Source organism: Kribbella sp. NPDC054772, from assembly GCF_053611945.1.
Genome location: NZ_JBSHBJ010000001.1, coordinates 363,432 through 378,659 on the forward strand (window position 1 = coordinate 363,432; position 15,228 = coordinate 378,659).

The following is a 15,228-nucleotide window of genomic DNA, read 5'->3' on the forward strand; positions in this document are numbered from 1 at the left end:
GATGGGACAGTGGTTCGCCGAGTCGATGACGGGCTCGATGCTGGTCGCGCTGCCGATCGCGGTGCTGGCCGGCGCGATCTCGTTCTTCTCGCCGTGCGTCGTACCGCTGCTGCCCGGCTACCTCTCCTATGTCACCGGCCTGTCCGCGGCCGAGCTCGGCTCCGAGAAGCGCGGCCGGATGCTCGCCGGTACGGCGTTGTTCGTGGCCGGCTTCTCGGCGGTCTTCATCCTCACCGGTGTGGTGTTCGGCACGGTCGGCGACGTACTCATCGAGCACCAGACGGCGATCACCCGGGTGCTCGGCGGGCTGACCGTCGTCCTCGGCGTGGTGTTCCTCGGTGGCTTCGGGTTCATGCAGCGGGACCTGCGGGTGCACCGGGTGCCGGCGGTCGGGATCGCGGCGGCGCCGCTGCTCGGCGTACTGTTCGGATTCGGCTGGACGCCGTGTATCGGGCCGACGCTCGGGACCGTGATGACGCTGGCCACGACCCAGGGCAGCGCCGGGCGCGGCGCGACGCTGGCGCTGGTGTTCAGCCTCGGACTCGGGATCCCGTTCATCGTGGCGGCGCTGGCGTTCCGGCGGATGCTGGCCGCGGTGACCTGGGTCCGCAAACACCAGCTGCTGGTGATCCGGATCGGCGGCGTACTGATGATCGCGGTGGGACTCCTGCTGCTGACGGGAGTGTGGGATGCGATGACCGCGGACCTGCGGCAGTGGGTCGCCAACTTCGGATCGGCGGTCTGAGATGACGGAAGTCAAAGATCGCATCGCCGCGGCATCCGGTCCGGACGAGCCGTCCGGCCCGCCGGCGATGGGTCTGGTCGGGTGGCTGCGCTGGACCTGGCGGCAGCTCACCTCGATGAAGACCGCGCTGGTGCTGCTGTTCCTGCTCGCGCTCGGCGCGGTGCCCGGCTCGCTGATCCCGCAGACGCCGATCGACCCGATCAAGGTGTCCGACTTCCTCACCGCGCACACGACGCTCGGCCCGCTCTACGACAAGCTCGGGCTCTTCGACGTCTACAAGTCCGCGTGGTTCTCGGCGATCTACCTGCTGCTGTTCATCTCGCTGATCGGCTGCGTCGTACCCCGCCTCGCGGTGTACTTCAGGGCCTTGCGGGCGCGCCCGCCGAAGCCGCCGCGGAACCTGAACCGCCTGCCCGGGTACCAGCGCTTCGAGCTCGACGAGCCCGGTGACGTGCTCGAGGTCGCGACCAAGGAGCTGAAGCGGCGGCGTTTCCGCGTCGAGACGTACGACGGTGCGGTCTCGGCCGAGCGTGGTTATCTGCGCGAGGCAGGCAACCTGCTCTTCCACTTCTCGCTGATCCTGGCGCTGGTCGGCGTCGCCTGGGGTTCGCTGTTCGGCTACCGCGGGACCGCGCTGGTTGTCGTGGGCAACGGATTCTCCAACTCCGTGGCGCAGTACGACGACTTCACGCCGGGCCGCGCGTTCGGCGGCGACGACGACCTGCCGCCGTTCTCGCTGACGGTGAAGGACTTCCAGGTGAAGTTCCAGCAGGACGGGCCGCAGAAGGGCGCGGCGCGCGAGTTCAAGGCGCAGCTGACGTACCAGGAGACCCCGGACGCGGCGGAGAAGTCGTACGAGCTGCAGGTCAACCACCCGCTGAAGCTGGACGGCAGCAGCGTGTACCTGCTCGGCCACGGGTACGCGCCGCGGGTGACGGTGCGCGACGGTCAGGGCAATGTCGCGTTCTCCGGGCCGGCGCCGTTCCTGCCGCAGGACTCGAACTTCTCGTCGTTCGGCGTGATCAAGGCTCCGGACGCCAGGCCGAAGACGCTCGGGTTCGAAGGGTTCTTCCTGCCGACCGCGGTGATCGACAAGGCCACCGGTCCGGTCTCGGTGTTCCCCGACGACCTCAACCCGGTGCTGGTGATGACCGGGTACTACGGCCGCCCGCAGCCGGAGAGCGGGAAGCCGGAGTCGGTGTACCAGCTGGACAAGTCGAAGCTGACGCAGTTCGAGCAGAACGGCGACAAGTGGCGGTTCCAGCTGGCCCCCGGGCAGAGCGTGGCGCTGCCGGACAAGGCCGGGTCGATCACCTTCGACGGCTACAGCCGGTGGGTCAAGCTGCAGGTCAGCCACACCCCGGGCACCGACCTCGCGCTGGCCGGCATCCTGCTGGCGATCCTCGGCCTGATGGGCTCGCTGTTCGTGCATCCCCGCCGTACCTGGGTGCGGGTCCGCGAGCAGGACGGGCGTACCGTTGTCGAGGTCGCCGGTCTGGACCGCGGCCCCGAGCGCGGCCTCGGCGACGAGATCCAGGCCGTCACAGAGCGTTTGAACCCCGCCGGCTCGAGTAACCAGGAGCAGCCATGACCCCGGAGAGCTACGCACAGGTCTCCAACTTGCTGATCCCGACCGCCACGGTGATCTATGCCTTGGCGATGGTCTCCCACGCGATGGAGTGGGCGGGTGGCCGCGCGGCGGTCGCGCAGCCGGCGAAGGCGAAGGCCAAGAAGCAGGAGGTGCTGGTCGCCTCCGACGGCGAGACGGTCACCGGCGGCGCCACCGACGTACCCAAGGCCGATGTGCCCCCGGTGCAGGAGCCGGCGTCGACCGAGCGGATGGATGCCGCGAGCCGGATCGGGCTGCTGCTGACCTGGCTGGCGTTCGTGCTGCACCTGGGTGGTGTGGTGACGCGTGGTCTCGCGGCGGGTCGGGTGCCGTGGGGGAACATGTACGAGTTCTCCATCACCGCATCGCTCGCGGTCGCGATCGTGTACCTGATCTTCGTGCAGCGCTACAAACTGCAGTACCTCGGGCTCGGCGTGACGTTCGTGATCGCCGCCGTCCTCGGTCTGGCGACGCTCGCGCTGTACACACCGGCCGGTCCGCTGGTCCCGGCGCTGCACTCGTACTGGCTGGTCATCCACGTGTCCGCGGCCGCGATCTCCGGTGGCGCGTTCACGGTCGGCGGGCTGGTCTCGGTGCTGTACCTGCTGAAGGCGCGGGCGGAGCGCAAGGTGCTGGCCGGTGGCACGATGTCGGCCTCGCTGCGGCGGCTGCCGAGCGCGGAAGTGATGGACGGTACGGCGTACAAGGTGCTGGCGTTCGCGTTCCCGCTCTGGACGTTCGGCGTGCTGGTGGCCGGGCCGATCTGGGCCGAGCACGCCTGGGGCCGGTACTGGGGCTGGGACCCCAAGGAGGTCTGGTCGTTGGTGACCTGGGTGGTGTACGCCGCCTACCTGCACGCCCGCGCGACCGCGGGCTGGCGGGGCCGCCGGGCCGCGATCATCGCGATCGTCGGCTGGTTCGTCTTCATCTTCAACTTCGTCGGCGTGAACCTGTTGGTGTCCGGCATGCACTCCTACGCTGGGGTGTGAGATGAAAGAGTTCGGCATCTACACCGGCCTGCGGGCGGTGCTGTTCGCCGCCTGCCTGGCGGTGCTGTACTTCGCGCTGCGCACCTGGCTGTCGGTCTGGCCGATCGCGCTGCTGGCGCTGATCGTCTCCTCGATCCTGTCGATCTTCGTGCTCCGCGCCGCCCGCGACCGGCTGGCCGGCAAGATCGAGACCCGCGCCACGAAGATGTCCGAGCGCCTCGAGCAGGCCCGCAGCGCCGAAGACGACGACTGACCCCTGGTTTGACCGGCATCGACCGGGCCGGCAGCGGTTCGCGCCGCCGGCGCCAGTCGGATGCGCCGTCACGCGGCGTCGAGGGCTTCGGTGATCTTCCGGATCATCTCCACCATGGCGGGTCCGGTACCGCCGCGCTCGGCCCGGGCGCCCGCCTCGACGGCGGTCAGGACGGTGCTGCGGAAGTTCCCGGCCTCGGCGGCGTCCTGCTGTCCGAGCAGGCCCATCGAGGCGGTCAGTGCCGGCAGCGCGGTGTCGGCGAGCTCGGCCGTCGACTTGCCCTTGAGCTTGACGCTCTTCTGCTTCTCGGCGAGCGCGTGCCCCACCGGGCCGGTCGCGGACGACAGTGCGAGCGCACCGGCGACGGCGATCTTGCCCGCCGACTTCATGCCGGCGGCGGTGATCAGCGCGATTGCGCCGTGCGCGGCGACGGCGAGGGTGAGCTTGTCCTGGTCGGTCAGGGTGATCTGGGAGGTGCTGGTGTTGTTGGTCATGGGTAGACCATCCCGCTCGCGCCTGACACCGGTCTGACGTCACCCTGACACGCCGGAGTCACGCCGTACCAGTGGATGACTGGTACGGAGAGTGACCTACGCCACTGGTGAATTTCTCCCAAAATCGTTTGTGCATTCCTTCACATGAGTCGTACCGTGACTGATGAAACGAAACCGTTTCGTTCTATCAGTGCTCTAGTGCTTACGCAGGGTGATGAAGGTGGATACAGCAGGCGTGCGGGTGCGACCGCGGGTCGAAGGCGGGCGTGAGGAGGAGATCCTCGACGCGACCGTCGCGGTGGTGGCCGAGCTCGGCTACGACCGGCTGACGATGGACGCGGTCGCGACGGCGGCGAAGGCCAGCAAGGCCACGCTGTACCGGCGCTGGTCCACCAAGGCCGAGCTGGTCGTGGACGCGGTCAGCCGGGCCAAGGGCTGCCCGATGCCGGAGGACGTCGACACCGGCAGCCTGCGCGGCGACCTGATCTCGATGGCCTGCGGCGACGGTGGGTTCACCGACGAGCTGCCGATGTCGGTGATCGCCGGCCTGCTCACCGCCCTGCACCGCGACGACGACCTGCAGAAGGCGTTCCGCGAGCGCTTCCTGGCGCCTCGGCAGGACGTCACCAACAAGGTGTACGAGCGCGCCGTCCAGCGTGGCGAGATCGCGCCGGACGTCGACGTCGACCTGCTGTCGGTGACGCTGCCCGCGGTGATCATCCACCACGCCTACATCCTCGGCGTCGAGCCGACCGACGACCTGATCCTCCGAGTGATCGACAACGTGATCCTGCCTGCGGCGCGGGGGTCGCAGGTGAGCTGACCGGTGTGGGGCCGGTCCGCGATTCAACCAGGCAAGTCTGCCCAAGAGGGGAAATAGTCATGTCCGAAGAAGTCATCAACGCCGATCCGCCGGAAGGCCGGAAGGTCGACGCGGTGACCACCGAGCCGAATGCGCACGGTCATCGCAATCTGGGGATCGCGCTGGCGCTGATCTGCATGGCGCAGCTGATGGTGGTGCTGGACGGCACCATCGTCAACATCGCCCTGCCGCACATCAAGGACGCGCTCGGCTTCACCGACGCCTCGCTGCCGTGGGTGGTCAACGCCTACGCGCTGGCGTTCGGTGGTCTGCTGCTGCTCGGCGGCCGGATCGGGGACATCCTCGGCCGCCGCAAGGTCTTCATCGTCGGTGTCGTGCTGTTCGGCCTGGCGTCGTTCGTCGGCGGTATCGCCCAGAGCGAGGGCGTACTGCTCGCCAGCCGGATCCTGCAGGGTGTCGCGGCCGCCGCGGCGTCCCCGAACGCGCTGGCGCTGATCACCACCACCTTCCCGGCCGGCAAGGAGCGCAACCGCGCGATGGCCGTGTACGCCGCGATGTCGGGTGCCGGCGCGGCCGTCGGCCTGATCCTGGGTGGCGCGCTGACCGAGGCGTCCTGGCGCTGGACGTTCTTCATCAACACGCCGATCGGCCTGATCGTGGCGGTGCTGGCGTTCCGGTTCCTGGGCGAGTCGGCCCGGCAGACCGGCAAGTTCGACATCCCCGGTGCGGTCACCGGCACCGTCGGTCTGACCTCGCTGGTCTACGGTCTGACGCACGCCGCCACGAACGGCTGGGGTGACACCTGGACGCTGATCTTCATCCTCGGCGGCCTGGCGCTGATCGGCGCCTTCCTCGCCATCGAGGCGCGCTCGCGGCACGCGCTGATGCCGTTCCGGATCCTCGCGAACCGGACTCGCGGCGTGAGCTTCTTCGTGATGCTGATCGTCGGTGCGGCGATGTTCTCGATGTTCTACTTCCTGGGCATCTTCGTGCAGAGCATCATGGGCTACAGCGCGCTGAAGACCGGTGTCTCGTTCCTGCCGTTCAGCGTCGGCATCGTGGTCGCGGCGCAGGTCGCGTCGGCGCTGGTGGCGCGGATGGACCCGCGCTGGATCGCCGGTGCCGGTGGCGTGCTGGTCGGCGCGGGCATGTTCGGGTTCAGCCGGTTGCAGGTGGACTCGACGTACCTGACGCACCTGTTGCCGTACATCCTGGTGCTGTCGTTCGGTATGGGCCTGATCTTCGTCCCGCTCACGCTGACCGCGGTCAGTGGCGTCGCGAACGAGGACTCCGGTGTCGGTTCCGCCGTACTGAACACGGTGCAGCAGATCGGTGGTGCGGTCGGCCTGGCGCTGCTGGGCACGATTTCAACCAGCGCGATCAAGGACAAGTTCGCCGAGCTGGCCCCGGGCCTGCAGAAGGCGGCCGAGTCCGGTCAGTCGCCGGAGCAGATCAAGCAGCTGCAGGGTCAGTTCACCGCGCTCGCCACCACGCACGGCTTCACCCGCGCGTTCCTGTGGTCCGCGTTCCTGGCGGTCGGCGCCGGGCTGGTCACGCTGATCGGCCTGTCGATCAAGCACAAGGACCTGGCCACCGACAGCGAGAGTGGCCCCGTCCACATCGGCTGACCGGCCTACTGAAACGCGAAGGGCCCGCTTCCCGGGAGGGGGGAAGCGGGCCCTTCGTCTGCTCCCGAGCGCACCTAGAGTGACAGGGTGGCCGACGAACCGAATCAGCACCAGCAGGGGACCGTGGCATCGATCGCTGCCGGAGTGAGCGGGTTCGTGAGCCGGCCGGGCGCGACGGTGCGGGTGATCGCGAAGCGCTCCGCGGCCGACTGGCAGCGCTACAGCCGCCGCGTCGGGAACACCTTCGCCGAGACCGAGCACCTGACCGAGACGCTGCGCCGCGGACTGCCCGGTATCGACCGCGGCCCCGGCTGGCGGTCCCAGCGGGCCGCGGTCGACGCCCTCGCGCATCAGGACGCGGAGTACGCGCTGGTGGCCGAGGTCGGCGACGACGGACCGATGACCGTCGTGACCTTCCGGCGGGACAACGACGACCTGGTAGTGGTCGGCGGTGGTACGACGTTCCCGTCGGCGCCGGCGGCGGTGCTCGAGGACGTCTCGCTACCGAGCGGCGAACAGGCCGGGTACGCCACGCAGTACGCGCTCGCATCGATCGCCGCGCGCGAGACGCTGAACCTCTCGCATCAGGTGTCGCCGGATACCTGGCACGGGCCGCGGGCGCTCGAGGCCCGGCGGATGATCTGGTCCAACGGGCAGGCGCGCAGCACGAAGTCGGCCGCGCAGACCTGGACGGCAGACGACGTACGGCACATCGCCGAGCAGGTGGCGCTCCGCCAGGCCGACGGCCGGGACCCATTCCCGCAGGTGCAGTCGGCGGTCGCCGGTGGACAAGGGCCACGGCGCTGGGCCACCGAGCTGAAGGGCTGGCTCGACCGGGGCGGCACGCTCGAGGTGTACGACCACGCCGACCCGGTGGATCGGGACGCGGCCGGTCTCGCCATGCTCGAGCTCGTCCCCGGGTCGCACCTGCTCGCCCAGAACCCGCTCCCGGACAAGCCCGGTGTGCGGACGCTGGTCGCGATGGCGGACGGCCGGCCACGAGGCCTGATCACGACCGGGCAGAAGGCCACCGGTGACGTGCACGTACTGCGTTTCCTCGGGACCGCCGACGTCGGCGCGAAGCGGGCGATCGAGTTCGCGATGCTGGAGAGCGCCGGCCTGCGCGGCGGCGCGGTCTCGTTCTCCGAGGCCGGTGCGATCGAGTACATGGGGAATCATGAGTACTCGGTCAGCTCTGCCGACGCCAAGTCCATCACCGCCCGGATGGAAAGCAACCTCCGGCATCTCGACAAGGATTCGGCGGCACGCCTGGCGGAGGTGCTGAAGGTCCTGGACACCCCCACCATCCCGTCCGCCGACCCGGCCGCGCTGGCGGCCGGCGTGCAACGGTTCCGGGAGGCCGGCGGCGACGTGCTGCTGCTCGGGTCGTCCGATCCGAAGCTGGCCGACCTGCAGGAGCGGGCGTCCGACGAAGTGTGGGCGGCGGCGGGAGACGCGGACGGATCGGTGCAGCCCGGCGTCGACGGCATGTGGCGCGCGTTGAACTCCGAGGAGAGCGACCAGCTTGTGGCGGTCGCCGTACTCGACGGGGCGCCCGTGGCCGCGGCGAGCGTCCGGAACGTCGGCCCGCGCTGGGAGCTCGGGACGTTCGGTGCCGTGCCGGGTGCCGACGACGCCTTGACCGCCGCGGTCGTCGACGGCGTGTACGAGCGGTCGTACCGGCAGACGCCGGTCGCCATGTTCCTGACCGACGCCGAGGCCGCGTCGGAGCAGCTGCCGGCGCTCGGTCTGCAGGTGACCGACGTCCGGCCGCTCGACGACGAGACCCGCGTAAAGGTCTTCCTCCCGGACGCCACCCGGGTCGCGATCGTGTCCGCGGAGGCGAAGTCAGGCTGGCCGACCGCGCGTGGGCTCGACCAGGTCTCCCAACTGCTCACGGACTTCCGGGAGGCCAACGGGTCGGTACGACGGCTGGACCACGCGGTCGACGCGGACCGGGAGCTGGCCGCGGAGATCGTCCGGGACGTGCAGAGCGACAACAAGGTCAAGCAGTCCGAAATCCCGGTCCCGCCGGTGAACGGGAACCGGGTGACGGTCGCGGCGCAGTCCGACGAGCACGGACCGGCGTACATCACCTTCGACGAGACGCCGGACGGGGGGATCGAGGTCGTCGACGTCGCGGCCAAGGGGTACGACTACACCGCCCGGGAGGCGACCCGGTACTGGTTCTGCGATCAGACCACGCAGCGCGGTCAGGAACCGGTGCTGCACGAGCGGATCAACGACGTCGAACGCGCTCGGGGAACCTGGGAGACCGCGCCGAGCCGGTACTTCGTCACCGGGATGCAGAACCGGCTCGGTGACCGGGCGGCCGCGCTGGTGACGCCTGCCACCGAACCGGAAGCTCCCGGCCCTCAGACGCTCGACCAGGGGTCGCTCGGTGTGCAAGGCGACGGACAGGCGCCCGGGCGACGTCCCGAAGGGCCGCGTGGACGGCGCGGCGACCTGGGGCGCTGATCGGTCAGAGTTGCTTGCGCATCACGAGTTCGCGGCTTACCCCGTTGAGCATCAGGTCGCCCGGTTCGTCGGTGTCGGTGAAACCGCTGCGCAGGTAGAGGTTGTGGGCAGGGTCGTTGCCGGGGACAACCGAGAGTTTCAGGGTGGCGGCGCCGATGCCGCGGGCCCAGTCCTCGATGGCGGCCATCAGTGCGTTGCCGACGCCCTTGCCGCGGCCGACGGGTGCGACCCACATCGATACCAGCTCCGCCGTACGCGGGTCTTCCTCGGGGAAACCGCCGGCCATCCCCGCGGGTACGCCGTCCAGCGACGCGATCACCTGGTAGCAGCCGGGCACACTCAACCGCTCCCGCCAGCGTTCCTCCGGCGCGTCGATCCAGTCCGCCAGCTGCGAGCCGAAGGCGTACGGCGCCTCGCTCAACGCCGCGAGCCGCAGCTCCCGCCAGGCCTTCCAGTCGTCCGGCCCGATTGCTTGTACGTCGATCACGCGCACAGGATCGCAGTCGGGCCGGACCGGAGACCACTCAGTTTTCGTCAGGGGCGGGGCGGGAACTTCGAGGACACCCAGTCGCGGACGCCGCCGAGCCCGTCGCCGAGGTCGCGGAGGAACTTGGCCAGCGGGTCCTGCGAGCGGTTGAACGCCTCGGTGTACGACTTGGCCGCGTTCTTCGCCTCCTGGGAGATCGAGGCGTTCGCGTCGTCCTGCCGCTTCGGGTAGTCGCCGGAGACGATCGTCGTGTACTCGCCCTCGTCGACCCAGCGGCGCAGCTCGTGGGCCCGGATGACGGCCATCGGGTGCGTCTGCGCCTCGAGCAGCAGCAGCTTCAGCACGCTGTCCCGCAGGTCGCCGGCGCTCTCGTACTCCGTGCCCTGGGCGAGGAACGCGGTGGTGTCGAGCTCGTTGAGCTGACCGCCGCTGGCGAGCTTCATCTGGACCCGCAGCGCGACCGCCGGGTCCTGCACGGCGAGCAGACCCGCCCGGTCGCCGGACAGCTCCGCCTTGCGGGACCACTCGTGCAGCGCGGCGATGATGGCCCGGATGCCCAGCGCTCCGATCGGCATCCAGTTGATCGCGCCGGTGAGACGCATCAGCCAGAGCAGCAGCGACTGGTACAGGGCGTGGCCGCTCTGGGCGTGGCCGAGCTCGTGGCCGAGGATGAACCGCAGTTCCTCCTCGTCCAGGCCCTTGATCAGGGAGCTGTTCACCACGATGAACGGCCGGTCCATGCCGATCGTGACCGCGTTCCAGATCGGGCTGTTGGTGACGAACAACTCCGGGAGTTGCCGTACGTCGAGCGTGGAGGCCGCCTCGGTGTAGAGCCGGTGCACGTTCGGGAACTGGCGGTCGTCGACCCGGATCGCCCCGCCGAGGAACTGGAGCCGGAACGCGCGCTCGTTGATCATCCCGGACATCTTCCGCAGGACGTAGTCGAAGCCCTTCAGCTGCCGCAGCGCCACCAACGCGCCCCGGTCCGCCGGGTGCTCCCACGCCCGCGAACTGACGTCGGTCAACGTCACCCGCTGCCGCGTCGGCCGGTCACTGTTCTCGCTCATCGATCCCCCTGCTGCCCAGTCGTCATGGGTTCCCAACCTAGCTCGCGGTCGGGTCCGATCGGGGTCGGAGCGCTGCCGCCAGCGCCAGCGTGGGGGTCCATCCGAGGGGGACGGACCACCAGCCCAGGCCCTTGTTCGCGGCGAAGGCGGTGGTGGCGAGGCAGAGCGCCGTACCGGCGAACCAGTACCAGGTGGCGTTCCAGCCCGGGTGGTGGCCCGGACGGCGGCTCGCGCGGCGGTGGCCGACCCAGGCGAGCAGGAGGGTGGCGGGCAGCGCGAGCGCGGTCGCCCCGAGGGTGAGTACGGCGAAGATCAGGGCGATGTCGCCGGGCGAGAACTCCACGGCTCCGAGCGGGATCATGAGACCGATCCTCGGCGTACGAGGTGGTGGTTGCAGAGCGTAGGAATACTCAAATCGGTCGCCACGTCTTAGCCTGGCCCGCATGAGTGAGGTTGACGGGGTGTGCCGCGAGGTCGATCGGCGTGACGAGAAGGCGCGGGCCTGGGTGTCCGAGGCGATCCGGATCGTCGACGCCGACGCGAACCGGAGCGCGGACACGCACCTGCACGTGTTCCCGATGCCGGACGGTACCGGCGTGGACCTGTATCTCAAGGACGAGTCCGTGCACCCCACCGGCTCGCTCAAGCACCGGCTCGCCCGGTCACTGTTTCTCTACGCGCTCTGCAACGGCTGGATCCACGAGGGCACCACGGTGATCGAGGCGTCGAGTGGTTCGACGGCGGTCAGCGAGGCGTACTTCGCCCGGCTGCTCGGCCTCCCGTTCGTCGCCGTGATGCCGCGCTCGACCAGCCCCGAGAAGGTCGAGCTGATCGAGTTCTACGGCGGCAGTTGCCACTTCGTCGAACGCTCCGGGCAGATCTACGGCGAGGCGAAGCGGCTGGCCGAGGAGACCGGCGGCCACTACATGGACCAGTTCACGTACGCCGAGCGCGCGACCGACTGGCGGGGCAACAACAACATCGCCGAGTCGATCTTCGGGCAGCTGTCGCTGGAGCAGCACCCGATCCCGACCTGGATCGTCGTCGGCGCCGGCACCGGCGGTACGTCGGCCACGATCGGCCGCTACGTCCGCTACCAGCGGTTCGACACGTCGGTCGCGGTCGTCGACCCGGAGAACTCGGCGTTCTACCCGGCGTTCGAAGCCGGCGACCACGAGTTCTCCACCGGCCGTCCGTCGCGGATCGAGGGGATCGGCCGCCCGCGCGTCGAACCCTCGTTCGTGCTCGGCGTCGTCGACCGGATGATCGCCGTCCCCGACGCCGCCTCGATCGCCGCGATGCGCTTCTGCTCCCGCGTCACCGGCCGGCTGGTCGGCGGCTCCACCGGCACCAACCTCTGGGGCGCACTCCGCCTGGCCGCCGAGATGCGCCGTACGGGCGTCCGCGGCAGCATTGTCACGCTCCTCTGCGACAGCGGCGAGCGCTACGGCAACACCTACTACGACGACGACTGGCTGCGGACGAGCAGCATCGACATCACGCCGTACACGACCACCCTCGAAACCTTCGCCACCACCGGCCTCTGGAAAGAACCGTCCTAGGTCACGGCAAGAGCGCGAGCTTGCCTGTCGTGGCGCGGGCCTCGAGTTCGGCGAGCGCTTTCGGCCCCTCGGTCAGCTCGTACGTCGTCGGCGCCCCGGGACCCAGGACTCCGGCCGCGAGCAGGCCGAACAGTTCGCCCATCACCGCGCCGAACAGTTGCGGCGCGGACTGGATCAGAATCCCGATGTTCAGCCCGATCAGCTGAACCTGGTGTTTGTAGACCAGGTCCCAGTTGCTGATCGCGGCCTCCCCGCCGACCAGGCCGAAGACGACCACCCGCCCGGTGACCCGCTTGGTGACAGCGAGGCTCGCCTCTAGCGTTGGGCCGCCGACGGACTCCAGCACCAGGTCGACTCCACCGGTCAACCGCAGTACCTCGGCAGCGAGGCCAGGACTGTGCGAGTCGAGGACATGGTCGGCGCCAAGCGCCCGTACGACGTCGTGCTTGCCTGGCCCGGCAGTGGCAATCACCGTGGCGCCGTAGTGCTTGGCCATGCGGACGGCGGCTTGGCCGGTGGCGCCGGCCGCGGCGTGGATCAGGACGGTTTCGCCGGCCGTCAGGCGCCCGAGCGGGCGGAGGGCTGCCAGTGCTGTGGGCCAGTTGACGAGCAGGCCCAGCGCTTGGTCGTCGTCCCACCCGGTCGGCACGGGGAGCGTCGCGACGGCGGGCAGTACGGCGTACTCCGCGAACGCGCCGCCGCCGATGCAGACGCCGACGACATGCACGCCGGGTGTGAGGTCGACGCCGTCGCCGACGGCAACCACTTCGCCGGTCGCCTCGATGCCTGCGATGTACGGCGGCTGCGGGCCGCCCGCGAAGGTGCCAAGCGCCTGCGAGATGTCAACGAAGTTCACCCCGGCGGCGGTCACCCGGACGAGCACTTCTCCCGGACCGGGACGGGGGACCGGGGCGTCGGTCAGCTTCAGATCCTGCGGCCCGGACGACGACGTCTGCACCAGTGTTTGCATCCCCACACACCTCTTTGTTGGTCGATCGACCAATAAAGCGTGTCACCGCGAAGTGAGGGGCGTCAAGATAAACTTGGTCGATCGACCAACAAACCTCGGAGGAGCCGATGGCCACCCGCGGCAGACCGCGTACGTTCGACCCTGACGTCGCGCTGCGCCAGGCCCTGGACGTGTTCTGGGAACGCGGCTACGAAGGCACCTCGCTGAGCGACCTGGCCGCGGCGATGGGCATCCGGTCGGCCAGCATCTACGCGTACTTCGGCAGCAAGGAAGACCTGTTCCGCCACGTCATGACCCTGTACGGCGCCACCGCCGGCGAACCGCCCCGCCGCGCTCTCCGGGACGGCCCGACCGCCCGCGAGGCGATCCACGCGATGCTGCGCGCGACCGCGGACCAGATCACGCATCCCGAGCACCCGCACTACTGCATGCTGATCCTCGCCGCCCCGACCGGCGCCGTCGAGAACCACGCCGTACGCCAGTTCCTCGCCGACGGCCGGTACGGCATGTACGAGGAGATCCGGGAACGCCTGGCCGCCGACGTACCGCATGCACGACTCGACGCGATCGCCCGCTACTACACGACCGTTGTCCAGGGCCTGTCCGTCCAGGCCCGCGACGGCGCCACCCGCGCCGACCTGGAGACCGTCATCACCTGCGCAATAGCCGCCTGGGATTCCCTGACGGAAAACGTCGCCTAGCGCGGTTACCAGTTCTTGTTGCAGACGATGACGGTGCGCGTGGTGTTGGCGGGGATGTTGAGGTAGGCGGTCTTGGGGGCAATCACGCCGTTGGCGAGACGCTTCACGGTCCAGATGCCGCCTCGGCCCTTGAAATAGTAGGTGCCGGTGTCATCGCGGACGCTGGTCTTGGCGCCGGGGCCGTCGACGGTCACCGTGGGGGAGCCGAACTTCGCGCAGTTGAAGACGAGCTTGAGGTAGGCCGCGTTGGACGCGGCCGAAGCTGCCGGGGCGGTGATGCCGGCGGCGGGGATGGCAGTCGCCAAGGCGAGCGCAGCAAGGACGATGGGGCGTACGACGCGACGCATCTGTTTTCCTTTTCGGAGAGTCGGGGGGCTTCGGCAGCACGCTAGGCCGCAGTCGCTACGCGCCGCTGCCCGTACTCCGCCCGTACTCCCTTCAGCTACCCAGTGCCAGTCCGATGCCGAGGCCGATGGCGTACAGGAGTTCGGTGAGGCCGGTGAACTTGAGGACTGGGATGAGGGCGGGGCCTACTGCGTCGCTGAGGATGATCCGGACGGACTTGATGGCCAGGGGGATGGCGATGAAGGCCAGGAGGGTCCAGGGGGTGGCGATCGCGGAGACGGCCGCGAGGAGGAACGCCAGGCCGGTCAGGGCGGCGTACAGGCGGCGGGAGTTCGCGGCGCCGAGGACGACGGCCAGGGTGCGTTTGCCGGTGACGGAGTCCGTCGGGATGTCGCGGAGGTTGTTGGCGACCAGCAGCGCGCAGGCGATGGAGCCGATCGAGACGGCGCCGGCCACGGCGGTCCAACTCAGGGTCTCCGCCTGGACGTACGTCGTTCCGAGGACGGCGACCAGGCCGAAGAACAGGAAGACGCTGACCTCGCCGAGCGCGCGATAGCCGTACGGGCGTTTGCCGCCGGTGTAGAACCAGGCGCCGAGCAGGGACGCGGCGCCGGCGACGAGGAGCCACCAGGTCGTGGTGGCGCAGAGCACGATGCCGAGGACGGCGCCGATGCCGAAGCAGGTGAACGCGGCGGTCTTGACTGCCCGCGGCGTGGCGACCTTGGAGCCGACCAGGCGGAGCGGGCCGACCCGGTTCTCGTCGGTACCGCGGATGCCGTCGCTGTAGTCGTTGGCGTAGTTCACGCCGATCTGCAGCGCCAGGGCGACGCCGAGCGCGAGCAGTGCCTTCCACCAGACGAAGCCGTCCAGGTACGCCGCCGCACCGGTTCCGACCAGGACGGGGGAGATCGCGGCGGGCAGAGTGCGGGGGCGGGCGCCTTCGATCCACTGGGCAGGGGTAGCCATGAGCGTCGATTCTGTCAGTCACACGGGCGACCGGCACCAGCGGCCCGCGCTGCGACCCGCTGGGTGTGGCCTGGGTCTCTGACGGCCAGGCATGCGGTCTGGGAACGGCGG

16 protein-coding genes are annotated in these 15,228 nt (G+C 69.6%); 9 read left to right on the forward strand and 7 right to left on the reverse strand.

Annotated elements, in window-relative coordinates:
- The first annotated feature begins 1 nt into the window (after position 1).
- From ACWGID_RS01830 to ACWGID_RS01845, 4 genes are read left to right on the forward strand one after another with little or no spacing between them, the layout of a single operon-like run.
- Entirely contained in the window at positions 2–745 is a 744-nt protein-coding gene (locus tag ACWGID_RS01830; protein ID WP_452193462.1) for a cytochrome c biogenesis CcdA family protein, read from the forward strand.
- Between the two features lies 1 nt (position 746).
- Positions 747–2,336 carry a cytochrome c biogenesis protein ResB gene (resB, locus tag ACWGID_RS01835; RefSeq protein WP_452193463.1) on the forward strand — a complete coding sequence of 530 codons (1,590 nt, stop codon included), beginning with the start codon at positions 747–749 and terminating at the stop codon, positions 2,334–2,336.
- The gene (gene ccsB / locus ACWGID_RS01840; RefSeq protein WP_452193465.1) at positions 2,333–3,343 is read left to right on the forward strand and encodes a c-type cytochrome biogenesis protein CcsB; all 1,011 of its coding nucleotides are present in this window, start codon (positions 2,333–2,335) and stop codon (positions 3,341–3,343) included. Before resB ends, ccsB begins: the two co-directional genes overlap by 4 nt.
- 1 nt (position 3,344) lies before the next feature.
- Entirely contained in the window at positions 3,345–3,596 is a 252-nt protein-coding gene (locus ACWGID_RS01845; RefSeq protein WP_452193467.1) for a DUF4229 domain-containing protein, read from the forward strand.
- 68 nt (positions 3,597–3,664) lie between these two features.
- On the opposite strand, the gene ACWGID_RS01850 is transcribed toward ACWGID_RS01845, so the two are convergent.
- Positions 3,665–4,090 (reverse strand): hypothetical protein, encoded by a 426-nt coding sequence (locus ACWGID_RS01850; RefSeq protein WP_452193469.1) that lies wholly within the window; start codon positions 4,088–4,090, stop codon positions 3,665–3,667.
- Between the two features lie 214 nt (positions 4,091–4,304).
- Between ACWGID_RS01850 and ACWGID_RS01855 the strand changes: the two genes are divergently transcribed.
- From ACWGID_RS01855 to ACWGID_RS01865, 3 genes are all read left to right on the forward strand, one after another.
- Positions 4,305–4,913, forward strand: coding sequence for a TetR-like C-terminal domain-containing protein (locus ACWGID_RS01855; protein WP_452193470.1), 609 nt, complete (start codon positions 4,305–4,307; stop codon positions 4,911–4,913).
- A gap of 59 nt (positions 4,914–4,972) precedes the next feature.
- On the forward strand, positions 4,973–6,541 hold the full coding sequence (locus tag ACWGID_RS01860) for an MFS transporter (protein ID WP_452193472.1): 1,569 nt from the start codon (positions 4,973–4,975) through the stop codon (positions 6,539–6,541).
- Positions 6,542–6,628: 87 nt separating this feature from the next.
- Complete coding sequence (locus ACWGID_RS01865; RefSeq protein WP_452193473.1) at positions 6,629–9,019, forward strand: hypothetical protein; 2,391 nt, start codon at positions 6,629–6,631, stop codon at positions 9,017–9,019.
- Positions 9,020–9,023: 4 nt separating this feature from the next.
- Here the strand turns inward: ACWGID_RS01865 and ACWGID_RS01870 are convergent, their stop codons facing one another.
- Genes ACWGID_RS01870 through ACWGID_RS01880 form a run of 3 tightly spaced genes read right to left on the reverse strand, consistent with a single transcriptional unit; the run spans position 9,024 to position 10,934 of the window.
- The gene (locus tag ACWGID_RS01870; protein ID WP_452193475.1) at positions 9,024–9,506 is read right to left on the reverse strand and encodes a GNAT family N-acetyltransferase; all 483 of its coding nucleotides are present in this window, start codon (positions 9,504–9,506) and stop codon (positions 9,024–9,026) included.
- Between the two features lie 47 nt (positions 9,507–9,553).
- Positions 9,554–10,573 (reverse strand): M48 family metallopeptidase, encoded by a 1,020-nt coding sequence (locus ACWGID_RS01875; RefSeq protein ID WP_452193477.1) that lies wholly within the window; start codon positions 10,571–10,573, stop codon positions 9,554–9,556.
- Positions 10,574–10,610: 37 nt separating this feature from the next.
- On the reverse strand, positions 10,611–10,934 hold the full coding sequence (locus tag ACWGID_RS01880; protein WP_452193479.1) for a hypothetical protein: 324 nt from the start codon (positions 10,932–10,934) through the stop codon (positions 10,611–10,613).
- 82 nt (positions 10,935–11,016) lie between these two features.
- Here ACWGID_RS01880 and ACWGID_RS01885 point away from each other — a divergent pair, with 82 nt between their 5' ends.
- Positions 11,017–12,135 (forward strand): PLP-dependent cysteine synthase family protein, encoded by a 1,119-nt coding sequence (locus ACWGID_RS01885; protein ID WP_452193481.1) that lies wholly within the window; start codon positions 11,017–11,019, stop codon positions 12,133–12,135.
- Between the two features lies 1 nt (position 12,136).
- On the opposite strand, the gene ACWGID_RS01890 is transcribed toward ACWGID_RS01885, so the two are convergent.
- Entirely contained in the window at positions 12,137–13,105 is a 969-nt protein-coding gene (locus ACWGID_RS01890) for an NADPH:quinone oxidoreductase family protein (RefSeq protein ID WP_452193483.1), read from the reverse strand.
- Between the two features lie 107 nt (positions 13,106–13,212).
- On the opposite strand from ACWGID_RS01890, the gene ACWGID_RS01895 reads away from it, so the two are divergent.
- Entirely contained in the window at positions 13,213–13,806 is a 594-nt protein-coding gene (locus ACWGID_RS01895) for a TetR/AcrR family transcriptional regulator (RefSeq protein ID WP_452193484.1), read from the forward strand.
- A 5-nt stretch (positions 13,807–13,811) separates the two neighbouring features.
- Here ACWGID_RS01895 and ACWGID_RS01900 read toward each other — a convergent pair whose 3' ends face one another.
- Together ACWGID_RS01900 and ACWGID_RS01905 are read right to left on the reverse strand one after the other, a co-directional pair.
- Entirely contained in the window at positions 13,812–14,153 is a 342-nt protein-coding gene (locus ACWGID_RS01900; protein WP_452193486.1) for a hypothetical protein, read from the reverse strand.
- Positions 14,154–14,244: 91 nt separating this feature from the next.
- Positions 14,245–15,117: a 1,4-dihydroxy-2-naphthoate polyprenyltransferase gene (locus tag ACWGID_RS01905; protein ID WP_452193488.1), complete on the reverse strand. Its 873-nt coding sequence runs from the start codon at positions 15,115–15,117 to the stop codon at positions 14,245–14,247.
- Positions 15,118–15,228: the final 111 nt, after the last annotated feature.